This is a genomic window from Salipaludibacillus neizhouensis (assembly GCF_002886185.1).
GTDB lineage: Bacteria > Bacillota > Bacilli > Bacillales > Salisediminibacteriaceae > Salipaludibacillus > Salipaludibacillus neizhouensis.
The window spans coordinates 3,314,625-3,332,767 of sequence record NZ_KZ614146.1; the positions used below are offsets into that span (position 1 = coordinate 3,314,625).

Below are 18,143 nucleotides of genomic sequence, written 5' to 3' on the forward strand. Positions count from 1 at the left end.
TATTATTTTATTGACATTTTCTACTAAGAAAACCGGCATAGCCGTCTTTTGTTAAATACAGCGTCAGCTTCCGCCGCCCCCGAGTAGCACCTACGAAGTGCGTGTAGGTGCTACTCGAAAGGAGGTGGGTTTCCCTTGATACTTGCGGCGTGAAGGTAGCTGCCCATTTTATAAATTATCTCATAAAAAGGAGTGTTGTTATGTTTACATATCGGATAAACAACGAGGCTTATATGAAACTTTTAGATATGAATGATGCCTTGCCACTTTTTAATTTGATAAAACGATCAAAGAATTTACACCAGTGGTTGCCATGGGTGGAAGGAACGAAGGAAGTTACCGACACGCAACAATTTATCCGCATTGCTATGAAGCAATATGCAGATAATAACGGTTTCCAGGCCAGTATATGGTACAGAGGTCAAATTGCCGGGCTTATTGGCTTTCACCAAATCAATTGGAACAACCGCGCAACAAGTATCGGCTATTGGCTAGGAGAAGAGTTTGAAGGTTTAGGATTAATGACACAAGCCTGCAATGCAATGATACAGTATGCATTTCGTGACTTGCATTTAAACAGAATAGAAATTCGTGCAGCTGTCCAAAACTATAAAAGCCAGGCAATACCACAACGCTTAGGCTTCACAAAAGAAGGATGTATTAGGCAGTTCGAATGGCTTCATGATCATTACTCCGATGCTTTTGTATACAGTTTGTTAGCAGAAGAATGGGCGACCAGATAACATGATGTTAAAATCCGAACATGATATTTCGCAACTTATCCAACAATGTAATGACATGATGGAAATACTAAAAGCTGTGCAACTCTTGAATTTACCTGACTGGTGGGTTTGCGCCGGTTTTGTAAGGTCTAAAATATGGGACACCTTGCACGAATTTCAAGAAAGCACTCCTCTTTCTGACATCGATGTCATCTACTTTGATGTGATGCAAACAGATGAGCACTTAGAAAAGGAATTAGAACAGGAGTTAAGACGCATCTCCCCTACCTATCCTTGGTCTGTGAAAAACCAAGCCAGAATGCATGTCATTAATGACCTCCCCCCTTATAAGTCAGCTGAAGACGGGATTGCTAAATTCCCCGAAACAGCTACTTCATTAGGTGTCCGACTGGATACACCAGGAAACGTCGTGCTTACAGCACCACATGGGATACAAGATGTGATCAATTTAATAGTTAGACCAACACCTCTTTTTAAAAGCACTAAGCATCTTGCTGCTGTTTATAATCAACGAGTAAAATCTAAAAATTGGCAGTCAAGATGGCAGAGGCTTGTTACCGAAACTTGAGGGGAGAAAATCCTATTCTTAAATGAAAGCTGTTTGACAAATTTATCATTGAAAAGTTTGAAAAAGAGAAGGGGATGACTCCCTGCAGATTAGCAGAAACGAACGTTACTTCACGAGCAGGCGGAAGCATTGCCAGGGGAAAGCTTCCGCCTAGAGCAGATTAAAATACCGCTACTTATAACATAGCTATCTACCAGGAAAGAGCCAACCTTCGTTCAAAATAGTGAACAACAATTACTTCGATTTTGGTCCTTCTACTTTATTTGTAAAAGTCTCCGTTGCGATAAATGTACTAACTCCCCGCTAAGACTACACAATACGAGCACCTTTTTATGAGACAAAGCCTGAAACCCTATGTCAGACATATGATCCTGCAATGACGGTGGTAATCGCCGATAATAAGGTTCTAGGGCTAATCCATTTGATGTCTCCAAGAATAACCAAAACGCTTCTCCGTATAATTGCCATTTTAAACTTAGTGTTTCTTCTTTTTGTAGTAATCGTAACGCCTTTTGACCACACAATCTATCTTGAATAGGTGATAAGCCGAATTCAAACGAATGTCCTTTCACTCTTAAGTGCTTTCGAAATGCTGTCATTTTCCCAGGGAACTCGGCTGCGTTAACTTCATTATTAAAAGGTACAGCTGACTCAAACTCTTGATAATGTCCACATAATTGATGAATATGAGGAATGACTCGATCATTAGAAACAGAGTGCTTTTGAAAGAATAAATATAACAAGGCCGCTTCCGACCAAGCTCCCATCGCAGCGTATGTCGCAGAAAAATTTCTTTTCTCTTTCAGACAGGATTTCGCAAACATTGTCCGTGATGTCACAATGTCCGTTACCTGATCCAACTGTTTTTGCCTGCCCTCCTCAGAGAATAAATAATCTTTCACCCAAGTTTGTATATTTTTTAATTGATTATTAGTATCTATAATAACTATACTCTCGACTAAAAACCGATAATCCCAAGGGCTCTCCATAACCATCCTTTTTGTTGGCAGCTTGTTTAAAGGTTTTTTGTCTATTTGAAGTATTTCATCCCTATATTCAATATTCTTCGATCCAATAAAACCTCTATCTTTTGAATAAAGTGTTATATCCACATCACTAAATTCATCCGCTTCACCTCTAGCTACCGATCCACTTACAAGAACGTGACTTATATTACAATTACTGTCGTAAATATAATTTTTAGCAATATCCATCAGTTCCAAGCTTCTCTTATTCATGTTAACCTCCGGAAATTTTGACGTCTCTATAATAGCCTTTTCTATACAATACGACATAATTCCTTGTAGATTTTTCGAAAATTTTGCTATATTTTGCAGCTAGGTCATTAGATGTCATTTCTATTGAACTACACATTATCCAAATTCTATTAAGCTATTTTATCTTTATACTACTTTAAGAAGAATCTATGTTTTTGAATTTGTATCTATATTATCTGAGGCACTATAAAAATTGAAAGAAATATAAAAAAGTAACCTCCTTTCTAATTGTACTTTAATCCCTCTCGTTAATAGAGTACACCTCTCCAATCTTTCATATGAATAAACGGCTCAAGGCTTGACTAAAAGAGCAAGTCTACAATACTGAACACCCAGCAACCTTATTTTACCCCCTAAGAGAACAGTCCCATTAAAGGCTTAAAAATGGATTTCAGGACAAAAAATCATTCTATTTTCCTAGATTTATTATCAGACCTTAATTTCTTAACTATTTTATGAGGGGCATTTGGAATCCATTCCCTAAGAAACTACAAATAAAAAGCACCTCCCATAGTGGAAGATGCAGTAAAACTACTTTGTGACAGAATTGAAATCAACACTAATATCACGGTTATTTTTGGAAAACGAATTCCTATATCAAAAGACCGGCCACTGATTTTTTTCTGCAATTTGCTTCATAGTAGAGTTAGGATTAACTACTACTGGTTTATTGACAAACTCCAGTAAAGGAAGATCGCTCTCACTATCTGCATACGCCCATAAATTATCGCCGTCTGAACGAGAAGTCTCATCATGAGACATTTTCTCTCCAATCCAGTCAACAATTTTTCTTACCTTCTCTTGACCGTTTACAATCGTACCTATTTCTCCCGTACAATATCCTTGATCATCAAATAAGATCTCTGTACTTATCACTGGCACATCCAATTGTAACTCTCTAATAAAAGCTTCAAGAAACGGGGTTAGCGCTCCTGACAATATTATCACTTGATCTCCTTTTGACTGATGCTCACGTATTGTATGCACTAAATCTTGATGGACTTCGTGTGATCCCGCTAGAACGAGGTGGTTGAAAAACTCATCTAATTCCTGTTTTGTTTTCCCTTTAAACGACTTGGCAAAAGCTTTAAAAAAAGTGTGTCTGAACGCCTGCTTCCCTTTCCATACACCAAGGCCTACAGCTTTCACCATTCCCCCACTGACTAACAACCACTCTTTCCATGTAAACTCTTTTTCAGCTACTAAAAACATCGCCTTAAATGAGTTACCTTGATAAAGTGTTCCGTCAAAATCCACTGTTACAATCGCCATCTAAACACCTGCCTCTTTAGCAAGTTTAATAGAGTTGTCCCGAAATGTAAATATATAACAAAACTATTCCACTTTAATAATATCAACATTAGTATCATCACCTATTTCTAAACCTTCAGGCACCTTGAGATAAAGGATTTGTCCCCCCATCGATGATGATGAACTGCGGCCCATCATCTTCGATTCTCCATAGAATTGACTCATAGGAAATCCCATCTCGAACTCTCCGTGATTAATCGTAACCGACAGAGGTTCATAAATATTAAGCGAGTTATTTTTCAGTTCAACTCTAATTGGACTTACTTCATTAGAAAAATCCCACTCATCTACAATTAATCTAGGATAAAAATAAGTAGCTTCTATCATTTCTGTATACTCTGACGTTTCCTCCAGATAAACAGCAACGTAGAACTCCTCAGCTTTTTGCTCAATATTCAAAACATCATTCTCGTAGTCAAATGCCCATAACTCCGTTTTATTTTTATCTACTAACTCTTCGATCTCCCCTTTTAAAAGAGCATCTTCAATATAGATATCTTGTTCATGCACTACATCGCCCTTAGCAATTTCACCTTTCAAAGATTCTGTTTCGATTGGAAGCAAAAAAGCAACTGGTACAGAAAGTACTAAAATACTTAAATAACCTAAGAACAACCACTTCAGACCTTTAGAGTTACTTCTTATTATCTTATTATCGATTCCTTTTTTCATAAAATACACTATCAGTCCAATAATAACTAAAATAATGAGCATCCCCATTAGCGAATCACCTCCATCTTATTCGTAAGGAGAATCGTGCTTAAATAGATCACCAATATCGAGACTATCATTTTTAAAGTAAATAATACGAATGATGATTCCATCATGAAAAAATTAATTATCGAAATTATCATACCTTGCTCACCTGAATTGATCATCAATCCACCTAAAAATACAACCGGAATGATTACTTGCAGAGCTTTGTTAAATTGAATTAGCATCCCAAATAAATAACCTAGTACACTAAAGACTAGTAAATAGAGAAAAGCTGTAGCAAATCCAATTATAAATTCATGAGCTTGGGCTGACATTAGAAAATCCTCAGTTATGTGTCCCTCATCTTGATAGATAAAAATAATCACTCTGATTAGAAATGGAGACAGAGAGGCCGTTAACGAGCCAAGAAAGCTCATTGTCAGCAGAAATAATCCATTTGCTAAATGACTGGTTAGCCGATTTGTTACAAACATAAAATCAGCATATCTATACCCTTTTGTAGTTAGTAAAAACGCTGTAATAAATCCCCACAACATAGTTAGAACAAAAACACTAGATGCGGAATAGTAATTAATTTTCACTTCAAAAATATCAAAACCCGCACTCATCTCACCACTATTAAATGCTAATAATAGAGATAATCTGTAGAAAAATTAACGTGGTAAATACACCTGAATATGAGTTTAGTTTAAATAAATATAATTTTTTAATCGTATCATCCATGTTAATTTTAGCTAAAGACATCATCAATACCTCCTTTTGACGAGCTTGTTAAATAAACACAAACCTCACTTGGTGTAACATTGGAAATCTCCATTCCACTTCTTTTTATTCGTTGAAGAGTTTCCTCTGAATACGTGTTTTTTGAAACAATATACATTTGATCCGGGCCATGAGTTTTCTGATACAAAATAGATTGATCTTTTGTAGACTCTTTTACTAGTTCCGCTTTACCTTTGAAGGCTATAGCATAGTTTTTTAAATCTTCAATAGGCATGTGTAAATGAGTCTCACCGTCCTTAATCAGCAAGACTTCTTCTAGCAGATCTTCCATTTCATTTAAATGGTGACTCGAGAGCAGGATTGTTCTCGGATGCGCGAGGTAGTCTTTTAACAGAGCTCGGTAAAAATCATTTCGTACCGCTTCATCCATTCCAGTCGTCGGCTCATCAAACACAGTTAATGGACAACGGGAAGCTAAACCAATTATCATATTGAATGTACTCTTTTTACCTTTCGACAACGTATCATGACTTTGGTTTTCATCAAATGAAAAGTATTCAAATAAACGCTGAGCTAACGATGCATCCCATTTTTCATAAAATCTTCCCGCTTCTATTAATATTCCTTTTAAATTCAAGGAAGGCATACTCATCTTGTCATCGACTAAGATAGAATTTGCGGAAACCAAAAGGCTATTAAATGGTTTTTCTGAAAATACCTTTACCTCTTCTGAAGTTGCTTGAATGAAGCCTGATATAATATTTAATATCGTTGTTTTACCGGCACCATTTCTTCCAATCAAGCCCGTTATTTTATTTTCCTCAATAGAGAATGTCGCATTATTTAACGCTTTTGTACGTCCAAACTTTTTCGATACATCCTGAAAATGGACCACTGTCATTTTTCTTCACCCTTCCCTTCAAGGTTTGCCTGTCTAATCATTTCAAGAAGTTCTTTTTCATCCACATCTAAATATTTCGCTTCCAAAACTAATTCTTGAACTAACCTCTTCAACGTCTGTTCCTTACGTTTATTAATGATATTTTTTTTCGCATCTATCGAGACAAACATCCCTAATCCTCGCTTTTTATAAATGACGTTTTCATCCATTAATATCATCAGTCCCTTGCCGGCTGTGGCTGGATTAATATTAAACATTTCTGCCAATTGATATTGGGAATTGACCTTATCATCCTTCTTGAAGTTTCCATTTAAGATTTCCGTCTCAATCCATTCAGCAATTTGTACGTAAATAGGTTTTGTGCCCTCTGTATTTAAAAACAAGACCACCCCTCCTTCCATGAGACATAGTGCATTAGTGTTGTAATGTACTATGATTATATCCTATTATTGGAATTAAAGTAAATAGTTTTCTCACTAATTTTTTAAAGTTTCAATTAATGCTAATGACAATTATTCGGCTTGTTTAAGTGAACAATTTACTCATGAGTTTACTTATGATTCATACATAAATTTCGATTTTTCATAAACACTATGTAGTGGAGGTGAGTGTGATAAATAATCATGAGAAACGCAATGAACAGCATAACAAAAAAAATCGTAGTACTGACAAAAACATTTACTTAGATGCACGAAATGGACAAACTGAGTTTGCGGCAGAAAATGATGCTCAACAAATCAAAAAGTCGAAGAAAAGTAAAAAACGTGATCGTTAATTTCTAAAAAGGATAGTAGCTGTCTTGAAAGGAAATATTTTCAATCCTTCATAGACAGCTTTTTATTTTGACTGATTTAGCTGTTTCTTTCCCTTACAATACATAACTTCAAATAGATGAAAGCTCAAGGAAAGAAAGCTATAATTAACAAAGACTAATAACAAAAGGAGATTCTTACTTATGCTAAATGAACGCTTACAGAAGTTTTACGAAGAACAATTAGAGGAATTGACGATAGACGACATTCGGATCGCTTTAAAAAAAGAGTTAATTACCATAAAAGAGTTGATCATGCTGTACCTCAAACGAATAGCAGAGTTTGATAAAGGAGAGAACGGCGTTAATGCTATTTTAGAAATAAATCCCGAGGCAATCCAACAGGCAGAAGCGTTAGACATGGAAAGGAAAGAATCAGGTTTTCGCAGCTCATTACATGGCATTCCTGTATTAATAAAGGACAACCTTGCAACAGCCGATAAAATGCATACGAGTGCTGGTTCTTTAGCCTTGGCCGACAGCTATGCAATGAAGGATTCGTTTCTCGTGAAACAACTTCGCGAAGCTGGGGCGATCATTATTGGCAAGGCGAATATGACCGAGTGGGCAAACTTCATGACAGAGAATATGAAAAATGGCTATAGTTCCCGTGGGGGGCAGGTCTTAAATCCTTATGGATCAGGTATTGATTGCGGGGGATCAAGCTCTGGATCAGCTGCTGGTATTGCAGCGAATCTTGCTATGGTTGCCATCGGGACAGAGACATCGGGTTCCATTCTGAGTCCAGCCAGTCAAAACTCCGTTGTTGGCGTGAAACCGACAGTTGGTCTTTTAAGCCGATCAGGTATCATTCCCATATCTATTACACAAGATACTGCCGGACCAATTACACGAACGGTAAAGGATGCTGCGCTCTTATTAAATACACTCGTTGCTCATGACCCATCTGATCCAGTCACAAAAACAAATCATGAACTCACAGAATTTAATTTCACTTCCAGTCTGGAAAAAGATACCTTACAAGGTTCGCGGCTCGGAATTGCCCGGGAAGGGATTTTTGAAAATATATCGGATGAAGAAAAGCTTATAATGGAAGAAGCTATTCAGAAGTTGAAAGACCTTGGAGCAGAAGTGATCGATTCCGTCGTTGTAAAGACAATGGATGCACCCTGGTCGATGGATGTCATGCTTTTTGAATTCAAAACGGCATTAAATAGCTATCTGCATGAGTATGCATCAACTACTTCACCAAAAACGTTAGCAGATATTATCCAGTTTAACCGGCTCGAACCTTCCACGCGATTAAAGTATGGACAAACAATCCTTGAAAAGTCTGAGCAATCGAGTGGTACGTTAACAGAACCTGCTTATTTACATGCATTAACCTTTGACTATACAAATTCAAAAGAAAAAGGTATCGATCTAACATTGGCTGAAAATAACCTGGATGCGATCGTTTATCCTAACAATCTTGGTGCCGCGATTCCTGCTAAAGCTGGCTATCCATCCATAACAGTTCCTGCCGGCTATACGTCTGAAGGTCATCCAGTTGGAATTACATTCACCAGCAAAGCCTATTCTGAACCAATGCTTTTAAAACTTGCATACGCATATGAACAAGCAACGCTGAAGAGAAAAGCCCCAAAGTTAGAATAATTGCATTGCAGTCTTAAAATACTTCGTGTCTTTTTTTCTATTTTGTTGCTTTATAATCATCGAAGGTTGTTTTGAAGCATTGCCCGAGAAAAGCGTCCGCCTAGAGCAGATTCGAGTCCTCTCTGTTAAAAGAAAACAACCATCTCTAAAAAGACTGTTCTACCAAATCATTATTCTTAACTGATTTGATAGAAACAGTCTTCATTTTTAAAAATATAGTCAACTAACTCAGTGAATTAACACTTTAGAACGAATCGTTGCTTGTGCAGCAGCTAATCGCGCTAACGGAACACGGTATGGCGAGCAGCTTACGTAATCCAGCCCTTTTTCAAAGCAAAACTCGATGGAACTCTTTTCTCCACCATGTTCTCCGCAAATCCCTGTCTTTAATGCCGGCTTTGTTTTCCGACCAAGATTTACACCAGTTTCTATTAACTTTCCAACTCCATCTTGGTCCAATATCATAAATGGGTTATCCGGTAATGTTTGTTCATCAATATAGTGCTGTAGAAATTTACTTTCTGCATCATCCCGACTGAATCCAAACGTAGTCTGCGTTAAATCATTCGTTCCAAAGGAGAAGAAGTCTGCCTCTTCAGCAATTTGATCGGCAGTCAACGCTGCTCGTGGAATTTCTATCATCGTGCCTACAGTGTAATCTACCTTTTTCCCTGTTTCATTTGCTACTAGCTCCGCTGCCTCATCCACAACTATGCGCATCAATTTCAATTCATTGACGTGCCCTACAAGTGGAATCATAATTTCAGGGGTGACATCAAATCCTTTTTCTAATTGTAATGCAGCCGCGTAAAAGATCGCCTTCGCTTGCATCATATAGATTTCCGGATAAACGACACCGAGACGACAACCACGGTGACCAAGCATCGGGTTAAATTCATCTAACTGACGAATTTTACGAAGTAACAGTTCTTTCTCTGGTAACTCCTTCGATTGAGGATCCATGATTTGAAGTTTCGTAACTTCTACAATGAGCTCTTCTTTATCAGGTAAAAATTCATGAAGCGGTGGGTCTAGCAATCGAATCGTTACGGGATGGCCATTCATCACCTCGAAAATGTTTGAAAAATCTTCTTGCTGCATCGGCAGAAGTTTCGTTAAGGCTATCATCCGATCCTCGAAATTCTCGGCCAAAATCATTTCTTGAACGATTGGCACTCTTGCTGGATCCATAAACATGTGCTCTGTTCGGCAAAGCCCTATTCCTCCAGCACCAAATTCCAATGCTTTTCTTGCATCCGTTGGATTATCCGCATTCGCTCGAACTCCTAGTGTTCGCTCGTCATCTGCCCAAGAAAGCAGCTCTTGGAACTCTTCAGATAATTGAGGATCAATCATCGAAACTTCGCCCAGCATGATTTCCCCGGTGCCACCATCAATCGTGATCGTATCTAAGTAGTGAACGACTGTATCACCGACATAGAATTCTTTTTTCTTAATATCAATCCTTATCTGATCACAACCACAAATACACGCTTTTCCCATCCCGCGCGCTACGACAGCGGCGTGACTTGTCATCCCGCCACGACTCGTAACAACTGCTTGAGAAGACACGATACCGTGGATATCATCGGGCGTGGTTTCTGTACGAACAAGAATCACTTTTTTCCCATCTTTTGCTAAAAGCTCCGCATCATCGGAATCAAACACTACTTGCCCGGTAGCTGCTCCAGGAGATGCGGGCAACCCTTTGGCTAGCTGGTTTATTTCGATCGACTCGTCAATTCGTCGGTGTAAGAGCTGATTTAATTGTTCGGGATCTACCCGAAGGAGCGCTTCTTGTTTTGTAATGATTCCTTCCTTCACCATCTCGACAGCAATTCGGATAGCTGATTGCGCTGTTCGTTTGCCATTCCGTGTTTGTAGGATAAATAAATTCCCTCGTTCTACCGTGAATTCAATATCCTGCATATCTCCATAATGACTTTCCAGTCGATTGCATGTTTCTACAAACTGTTGAAAAACAGCAGGCATATTTTCCTCTAACGTTTGAATCGGTTGCGGGGTTCGAATTCCTGCAACAACATCTTCGCCTTGTGCATTTATTAAATACTCCCCGTAAAGAATCGATTCCCCAGTAGAAGGATCTCTTGTAAAGGCAACGCCCGTGCCGGAATCATCTCCCATATTGCCAAAAACCATGCTCTGAATATTTACAGCCGTACCGAGATGTTTGGGAATTTTATTCAAGGTTCGATAAATAATTGCCCTTTGGTTATTCCACGAATCAAACACGGATTCAATCGCAAGAAAAAGCTGTTCTTTTGGATCCTGCGGAAATAATCTCTTCGTATGACTTTTGACAATTTCTTTGTAACCTACGATGACTTCTTTCCAGTCTCCTGCCGTTAATTCCGGATCCGTGGCATAATCCTTCTTCTCTCGAAAATCTTCAAGAAATCGCTCGAAAAAGTAAGCATCCACGTCCAGCACGACATCGCTGAACATTTGAATAAACCTGCGGTAGGAATCAAAAGCAAATCGAGGATTATTTGTTAATCCAGCAATAGCCTCAACCGTGTCATCATTCATACCTAAATTCAACACTGTATCCATCATCCCTGGCATGGAAAATACCGAACCTGACCTCACTGAAACGAGCAAAGGGTTCGATACATCCCCGAGCTTTTTCCCTGTCACCGACTCTAAATGGTGCAGGGATTCAAGTACTTCGTGCTCCAAGTCATCCGTTACTTTCTTGTCAGAGTCGTGATAAGCGTTACATGCTCGAGTCGAAATCGTAAATCCGTATGGAACCGGTAAACCAATGCGCGTCATTTCCGCTAAGTTAGCTCCTTTTCCACCTAAAGTTTCCTTCATACCACTTTTACCTTCATCAAACATATAAACTAACTTATCCATCGCTAGGTTCCCCTCTCCATTTTCAGTACTTCCATAATATAGTTAGCTGTTTCTTCGACAGCTTTATTAGAAACATTTATCACCGGGCATCCAACCCGTTTAATGATTTTATCTGCATACTCTAGTTCTTCAACAATTCGTTCCAGTCTTGCATAAGTCGCTCCTGAAGTTAATCCCATTGCTCTAAGTCGTTCTTTACGAATTTCATTTAATTTATCCGGAGTGATTACAAGTCCAACGCAACGGTTACTAGGCAACTGAAAAAGCTCCTCTGGTGGAGCAACTTCTGGCACTAGCGGGATATTCGCCACCTTGAATCTTTTATGAGCTAAATACATAGATAGAGGAGTCTTAGATGTTCTCGACACACCGATGATCACTAAATCTGCTTTTAATATCCCCCTCGCATCTCTGGCATCATCATATTTCACGGCAAACTCAATGGCTGCGACTCTTTGAAAATAGTCATCATCCAGTTTTCTGATTCTCCCAGCCTCATGAGCCGGTTGCTTACCAAATGATTGACTTATCGCATTTGTCAACGGATTTAGCAGATCTACTGTTTTTATATTTTCTTCTGCTGCCCGACGATCTAAATATTCCTTTAATTCATCAATCACAATCGTATAAGCGAGAATGGATTGGTACTCCTTCGCCTCCATGATCACTTCCTCAATATCCTTTACACCGTTCACATAAGGATTCCGGTGAAACTCGACATCCGTTAAAGAAAATTGACTAGTGACAGCGTTTACAACGTGTTCTGCTGTTTCTCCTACTGAATCTGATAGAATGAATATCCTTTTTTTCCTGCCCATTACTCACCCACTCTCGTTTTCTAGTATCATTGATGAGGATATCTCCATTCAATTAGTGTATACTATATTTACTAATTTAAAATATAGTATAACACATTGAATTCAGAATTAAATATAATATTCCGATTTTTATGATTAGTATTTAAAACCCTTCACCATACTGGTTATATGCCTCTCTGTAAATGTACTCATTTAACTATTAAAAAAGAAGTGATTCCGTTAGTATTTATAATAGATAGTTCCTTCACTCCTTTAAATCTATCTTTAGGTGGAAACTCTACTAGGGGATCTTTATAATGAAGTTCAGATTGAGAAAACCAAGTATAGTATAAAGCGCTCAGTAAAAGCTCGAACAACTGGCAGCCTAAAGTGAAAAGCAAAAAAAGCCCTCGTTCCCGGGTACGGGAAAAAAGGCATGGGGTGGGTGAAAAAACCAGAAAAAGCAGCGTACAATAAAGTTTATAAGAAAAACGCGTAGCGTCTTTTATTAAATACAGCGTTATCTTTCGCCACCCCGAGTAGCACCTACGTAATGTGTGTAGGTGCTACTCGAAAGGAGGTGGGTTTCCCTTGACACGCGTGGCGTAAAGATAGCTGTCAACTTGCACATTCTTATCTATCAGAAAAACCTCATTCAGCTTTTGGGACTTCCTTAAGAAACTTAAGTAAGGCTAGTTTTAATTCCAATAATTTTCTATTTCAACTGTTTTTTAGCCGTATATCGTTTTTAATGCATGATCGTCTACGTCCTGAGGTGACCCATCAAAAACAAGTCGTCCTTCTGCTAAACCAATGATGCGGTCACAATATTCCAATGCAAGTTCTACATTATGCAAATTAATAAGTGTCGTCATATTTTCTGTGTCATGGACGTCACGAATTAACTGCATTACTTCTTTAGAAGTGGTTGGATCTAAACTCGACACTGGCTCGTCTCCTAAAATTAATTTAGGTTTTTGCATAATCATCCTGGCAATTGCTACGCGCTGTTGCTGTCCACCACTCAATTGATCCACTCGTTTATGAGCCATATGGTCAATACCAACTCGTTCCAAGGCACGCATTGCTCGTTCTCTTTCTTCTGCTGTAATCAAACCAAGCATATTCTTCCACCTTGGCCGATAGCCAAACCCACCCATCACACAGTTTTTATGTGCGCTGAGCCGAGGTACAAGATTAAATTGTTGAAAAATCATCCCAATTTCACGTCTTGTTATACAGAGTTGGTCTTTATTCATTGTCGTCATCTCTTTATCTAACCATATCACCTTTCCATGACTTGGTCTGACTAATTGATTAATACACCGAATAAATGTAGATTTCCCAGCTCCGCTTCGTCCCAATACACCAACAAATTCTCCTTGTAGGATAGATAAGTTAATACTATCAAGTGCCTGTTCTTTTTTACCTTTATTCCCTTTACTTTTATAGATCATCGAAACATCTTGTAGTGTTAATACCATGACTTGCACCTCCTAAATCACCCGATTTCGCACATAGCTGCCTAACATGTCAACAAAAACAACCAGACCCATAATAAACAGTACGTACAAACTAACATTGTCATATCTAAAGGTTTGGAAATCATTAAACAACAGCTGTCCTATTCCTCCTGCTCCAATAAACCCTAGGATTAGAGAGGTTCGAATAGCAACTTCAAAACGGTAAAAGTAATGAGATAGCACGTTAGGGATAATTTGCGGCAGAACACCATAAAGTGCAACCATGCTTTTACACAGTCCCATTGACTGAACAGCTTCTTGCGGTCCTTTATCCGCCGACTCAATGAGCTCTGCAATAAGTTTTCCAAGCACGCCAACGTTGTGAATAAAAATAGCTAGAACAGCCGCGTATGGTCCTAATCCGATTAACACAACAAAAAAGAGACCTAACACAATATCAGGAACAGACCGAAGAAAACTGAGCATGCTTCTTACCGTGTGGTATACATACCCATTTGGTGACGTATTATTTGCAGCTAAAAAGCTGATCGGAATCGCCACTAGCAAAGCTAGAATTGTTCCTAAAAAAGCGACTTGTAACGTAATCAGACTAGCACTTAAGGCTACATTAGTTCTATCCCAATTAGGTGGGAAAAATCGTTCTGAGAAGGCCACAAAATTATCTAATGGGATTGGCCTGACTCCTGTTCCAATAGAACTCCAAATGACGATCCCAAATATAAAGACAGTTATTAAAATATTCTTTTTATTAAACCACATAAGTACGTCACCACTATTCCTTTGACCTAAAGTATTTTATCTATTCTTTACTCAGCGTCAATTTCGCCTTCTTCAATCATGATGTCACGAATTAATTGATAGTCCTCATCTGTAGCTTCGGTAAATCCAGTTGCTGCAAATCCTTCTAATACCACTTCATTATCCATGTTTAAAAATGTTTCTTTAATCAATTCAACCGTTTCATCATCTACGTCAGGTGATACCGACCACGGATATTGAAATAAAGCTTCGGATTGCCAAATTACTTTCGTTTCAGATTCATCAAGAGTTCCTTGCTCAATAAGCGAGTTGTAAAAAGCACTATCAATTGCTCCAGCGTCCACTTGATTACTTTCTACTTGCTCTCCGGTTATATCATGAGATCCAGAAAAACTAACAACATCAAACTCATATTCTTCTTCATTTGTGTAAACACCACGATCACTTAATTCCTTACCGGGAACGAGAGAACCGGATGTAGAAGAAACAGAACCAAAAGCAAAGGATCGTTCTTCCACGTTTTCCAAGAATTCATCCAATGTATCCCATGGATTGTCCGCGTGAGTAATAATATAGGAATAGTAAGACGCTTCACCGTCAATGAGCTGTGTAATAATTGCTTCTGCTCCTGATTCATCATTTGCACTTACATACGTTCTCGGTCCTAAGTAAGCCATTTGAATATGTCCGTAGTTCAAGCCTTCCACAACACCATTATAATTTGGATAAACCTCTATTTCGACGTCCTGAGGAAGGGCTTCATCTAATTCACCTTCTAATTCTTCTACTGCTTCAAGAAACTCATCACCCGATAATGCTGGGATGACGCCTACATGAAACGTTTCTCCAGCTTGTTCTTCCTCATTTTCGCTACATCCTGCTAGTATTGCCACTAAAGTGGCCGTAATCAATCCTTTAGTAATTAGTTTCATTTTATTTCCCCCAAAATTGTTTATTTAACTTCTACTATGTCAAGATTCATTCAAACCTCTAAAAATTGACAGATAGTCTGTTGTCTCTTGCTCAACGGTCCGTTCATGTTGAAAATAAGCTTGTGCTCTTTCTGTCATACGTTTTGTCTCCAAAGGATTTTTCCTAATACGGTTGATAAGCTCTGGAAAATCAGAAGGATATTGATATATGTATCCTGTTTTGCCATGTTTGATTAACTCACTGTTGCCGGCATTATTTCTTGCAATTACGGGGATACCCAGTGCCATCGCCTCGCAAAGTGCCGTGGATTGTCCTTCTTCTTTGGACGTATTAATCACAACATCAGCCTCTGCATATACATTGCCCATCTCGTCAAACGGAACTGTCGAATGATATTCCAAAAAAGAATAGTAATCACAAGCGGCTAATACTTCCCGCTCCACATCTTTATCAAGTGGTTCGCCAATCACCTTTACTTTCAAAAAGGGTATCTGCTTGTCCAGGTCTTTCCAAGCATCTAATAGATGTAATACATCTTTAATCGGTCTTAAGCCTGCCGGAAGTAAAATCTCAAACTTTTCATCTTTGTTAGATCCTTGATCTGTTCTCTTTGGAGGAATAACAGCCTGCGGAACAACCTTTACTTTTCCTTCCCAATCCGGGTTGACCTCAACTACCATTTTTCGTGCTTCCTCACTAAAACAAACGACTGCCGTTGATTGGTTAACAAGATTCACAGTTGTTTCATTCCACCCTTTTTCAGCGAGGTCTACATGCACATCTGTTCCACCCATTGTTAATATAAAAGGCTTATTATAATCAAAGTTGCATTTCTGTTCATCAACCCACTTAGCAAATCTCGTAATGTGTAAAATATGCACCCAAGTACTCTCCCGGAGTATCTCCTCGAACTGCTTTCAGGTGCCTCCTTCATTATAGGCAAAAGATCGGACAGGGTAGCCCCTTTTCTCATAACCTTCTTTTATTCGACGAGTTGTTGTCACGTTACCCCGTCCTGCTTTGTCAAACGGTGTTACAAAAGCAATAACGTTTCCGTTATCCATCATACCCTACCCCTTTCAAACTTTCATATATATTGCTCAGTTAAGAAAAACCGCATAGCCGTCTTTTGTTAAATACAGCGTCTGATTCCGCCGCCATCTTTTAAGTATCGAGGGTGGGTTTCCCTTGATATGTGCGGCGTGAAGGTAGCTCCTAATTTCATAAATTCTTAACTGAGCGCAATCTTTTCACGGTTGTACCTTTTATATTTTGACCTATGTATGCAATATAATCCACTAGATCGGCTTACTATTTGCTTATACAGTTAGTTTTCCACTAATGACCATCCTTTAAAACATGTAAAAACGCCCAGAGAACTTCTCAGAGCGTTTCATCAATACGGTTATTTTTTTATAAATGCCTAATATCTCTCTAGATATTTGAGCAGTTCTTATAGTTAGTGCAATAATTCTTATCAATTTTCTTAAACACTTGTTGTCGATCCTCATTATTGCATGACAAACTGGAAATCAACTGATATCTGGCATTAAAGTAATTCACCCATATATCCCAAAGTTTCTCTCTCGTCATTTCAAGATCGTATTCCAATGAATTCTCTTGTAAAATCCATTCGATCTCTTCACGGGGAGGAGTATCCTTCGAACTTAATTTCTGTAAAGGCTTATATCTCGATCTTTGTTGCCTCAAAAGACTCACCTCAATCCTTAATAATTGCAGAATAAATGTTAGACCACAAACTTTTTAAGAAGGCTTTTCTTCATCAATAGCATTAAGATTCGTCAATATATCATCTAGAATAATAAAAATAATTTTCTCTAGATGTTTTCTTTTTTTATAGGGCATTATAGATAATTCATATAATGAATCTCTCATTCTAGGATTATGTTTTATATAGTGCAAAAGTTTGATGCTTATCTCACCAAGTTCTTCTATATTTTGATTTTGCAAAGCTATAGCTGTTTCTTTATGCTTCTCATATCCTACAAGAGTATCCAGATTTATCTGAAAGATATCACATAGTTTTATCAAAGTTTGGAGATCAGGAGTACTTTCCTCATTTTCCCAACGAGTAATAACTGTACGTGAAATGTTTAGCTTTGTTGCTAAGTCTTGCTGTGTCCATTTATATAACCTTCGATAGAGGCGAACATTATCACTTAAACGTATCATTTTTTATCACATCTTTTTCTTTGTGTCTTTCTAAGTGTAACATCAATAACCAACCAGACAAGACTATGTGCTGTATTTGAACAATTCAATTATTGTGTTACTATAAAACTAATATAGGGTATAGGTGGTAATATATAAATTACCTACTAAAGGACTGATATCATTGGACAATCCCAAGAACGATCAACTTAAGAGAGACATAGAAGAAATGAGAATAGATTTAGAAACTCAATTAAAAAGAAGAAAGTTCAGTAATCTTAAAATTATTGAAATCAGTCAAAATTTAGATGATCTTATTGCTGAATATATGATTAAAACGAATAAAACAAAGTAAGTCAGTTCCGGTTATTAGTCCTAAATGTTTCACATTATCCAGAAGTTAAATTGAAATGTTAATAAAGAACCTTCACCAAATACTCCTAAACTATT

The 18,143-nt window shown here is 38.0% G+C and carries 19 protein-coding genes; 5 read left to right on the top strand and 14 right to left on the bottom strand.

What is annotated here, in order from left to right; genetic code table 11:
• Window positions 1-200 precede the first annotated feature (200 nt).
• Together CEF18_RS15575 and CEF18_RS15580 are read left to right on the top strand one after the other, a co-directional pair.
• Window positions 201-743 carry a GNAT family N-acetyltransferase gene (locus CEF18_RS15575; RefSeq protein ID WP_110937306.1) on the top strand — a complete coding sequence of 181 codons (543 nt, stop codon included), beginning with the start codon at window positions 201-203 and terminating at the stop codon, window positions 741-743.
• 1 nt (window position 744) lies between these two features.
• A complete protein-coding gene (locus tag CEF18_RS15580) occupies window positions 745-1,311 on the top strand; it encodes a nucleotidyltransferase family protein (RefSeq protein WP_110937307.1) in 567 nt (188 codons plus the stop codon).
• Between the two features lie 254 nt (window positions 1,312-1,565).
• Here the strand turns inward: CEF18_RS15580 and CEF18_RS15585 are convergent, their stop codons facing one another.
• The 6 genes from CEF18_RS15585 to CEF18_RS15610 form a co-directional block, all read right to left on the bottom strand.
• Window positions 1,566-2,549 carry a nucleotidyltransferase domain-containing protein gene (locus CEF18_RS15585; RefSeq protein WP_183041071.1) on the bottom strand — a complete coding sequence of 328 codons (984 nt, stop codon included), beginning with the start codon at window positions 2,547-2,549 and terminating at the stop codon, window positions 1,566-1,568.
• A gap of 636 nt (window positions 2,550-3,185) precedes the next feature.
• Entirely contained in the window at window positions 3,186-3,860 is a 675-nt protein-coding gene (locus CEF18_RS15590) for an HAD family hydrolase (protein WP_110937309.1), read from the bottom strand.
• A gap of 63 nt (window positions 3,861-3,923) precedes the next feature.
• On the bottom strand, window positions 3,924-4,619 hold the full coding sequence (locus CEF18_RS15595; protein ID WP_110937310.1) for a hypothetical protein: 696 nt from the start codon (window positions 4,617-4,619) through the stop codon (window positions 3,924-3,926).
• The gene (locus CEF18_RS15600; RefSeq protein WP_110937311.1) at window positions 4,619-5,224 is read right to left on the bottom strand and encodes a hypothetical protein; all 606 of its coding nucleotides are present in this window, start codon (window positions 5,222-5,224) and stop codon (window positions 4,619-4,621) included. The genes CEF18_RS15595 and CEF18_RS15600 overlap by 1 nt, the downstream gene beginning before the upstream one ends.
• A 122-nt stretch (window positions 5,225-5,346) precedes the next feature.
• A complete protein-coding gene (locus CEF18_RS15605) occupies window positions 5,347-6,240 on the bottom strand; it encodes an ATP-binding cassette domain-containing protein (RefSeq protein WP_110937312.1) in 894 nt (297 codons plus the stop codon).
• Complete coding sequence (locus CEF18_RS15610) at window positions 6,237-6,623, bottom strand: GntR family transcriptional regulator (RefSeq protein ID WP_110937313.1); 387 nt, start codon at window positions 6,621-6,623, stop codon at window positions 6,237-6,239. The genes CEF18_RS15605 and CEF18_RS15610 overlap by 4 nt, the downstream gene beginning before the upstream one ends.
• Window positions 6,624-6,850: 227 nt before the next feature.
• On the opposite strand from CEF18_RS15610, the gene CEF18_RS26005 reads away from it, so the two are divergent.
• Complete coding sequence (locus CEF18_RS26005) at window positions 6,851-7,015, top strand: hypothetical protein (protein ID WP_183041070.1); 165 nt, start codon at window positions 6,851-6,853, stop codon at window positions 7,013-7,015.
• 180 nt (window positions 7,016-7,195) lie between these two features.
• A complete protein-coding gene (locus CEF18_RS15615) occupies window positions 7,196-8,668 on the top strand; it encodes an amidase family protein (protein WP_110937314.1) in 1,473 nt (490 codons plus the stop codon).
• Between the two features lie 228 nt (window positions 8,669-8,896).
• Here the strand turns inward: CEF18_RS15615 and ppdK are convergent, their stop codons facing one another.
• The 8 genes from ppdK to CEF18_RS15655 all read right to left on the bottom strand — a co-directional run bounded on the left by ppdK (window position 8,897) and on the right by CEF18_RS15655 (window position 17,714).
• The gene (gene ppdK, locus CEF18_RS15620; protein ID WP_110937315.1) at window positions 8,897-11,548 is read right to left on the bottom strand and encodes a pyruvate, phosphate dikinase; all 2,652 of its coding nucleotides are present in this window, start codon (window positions 11,546-11,548) and stop codon (window positions 8,897-8,899) included.
• A gap of 2 nt (window positions 11,549-11,550) precedes the next feature.
• On the bottom strand, window positions 11,551-12,366 hold the full coding sequence (locus CEF18_RS15625) for a pyruvate, water dikinase regulatory protein (protein ID WP_110937316.1): 816 nt from the start codon (window positions 12,364-12,366) through the stop codon (window positions 11,551-11,553).
• A 710-nt stretch (window positions 12,367-13,076) separates the two neighbouring features.
• On the bottom strand, window positions 13,077-13,829 hold the full coding sequence (phnC, locus tag CEF18_RS15630) for a phosphonate ABC transporter ATP-binding protein (RefSeq protein ID WP_110937317.1): 753 nt from the start codon (window positions 13,827-13,829) through the stop codon (window positions 13,077-13,079).
• 12 nt (window positions 13,830-13,841) lie between these two features.
• Window positions 13,842-14,588, bottom strand: coding sequence for a phosphonate ABC transporter, permease protein PhnE (phnE, locus tag CEF18_RS15635; protein WP_110937318.1), 747 nt, complete (start codon window positions 14,586-14,588; stop codon window positions 13,842-13,844).
• A gap of 47 nt (window positions 14,589-14,635) precedes the next feature.
• Window positions 14,636-15,520, bottom strand: coding sequence for a phosphate/phosphite/phosphonate ABC transporter substrate-binding protein (gene phnD, locus CEF18_RS15640; protein ID WP_110937319.1), 885 nt, complete (start codon window positions 15,518-15,520; stop codon window positions 14,636-14,638).
• A gap of 39 nt (window positions 15,521-15,559) precedes the next feature.
• Window positions 15,560-16,402 carry a glycosyltransferase gene (locus CEF18_RS15645; RefSeq protein ID WP_110937320.1) on the bottom strand — a complete coding sequence of 281 codons (843 nt, stop codon included), beginning with the start codon at window positions 16,400-16,402 and terminating at the stop codon, window positions 15,560-15,562.
• Window positions 16,403-16,438: 36 nt separating this feature from the next.
• Complete coding sequence (locus tag CEF18_RS26010) at window positions 16,439-16,588, bottom strand: hypothetical protein (protein ID WP_190238693.1); 150 nt, start codon at window positions 16,586-16,588, stop codon at window positions 16,439-16,441.
• Window positions 16,589-17,285: 697 nt separating this feature from the next.
• Window positions 17,286-17,714, bottom strand: coding sequence for a helix-turn-helix domain-containing protein (locus CEF18_RS15655; RefSeq protein ID WP_110937322.1), 429 nt, complete (start codon window positions 17,712-17,714; stop codon window positions 17,286-17,288).
• A gap of 163 nt (window positions 17,715-17,877) precedes the next feature.
• Here CEF18_RS15655 and CEF18_RS15660 point away from each other — a divergent pair, with 163 nt between their 5' ends.
• On the top strand, window positions 17,878-18,048 hold the full coding sequence (locus CEF18_RS15660; protein ID WP_110937323.1) for an aspartyl-phosphate phosphatase Spo0E family protein: 171 nt from the start codon (window positions 17,878-17,880) through the stop codon (window positions 18,046-18,048).
• Window positions 18,049-18,143 lie beyond the last annotated feature (95 nt).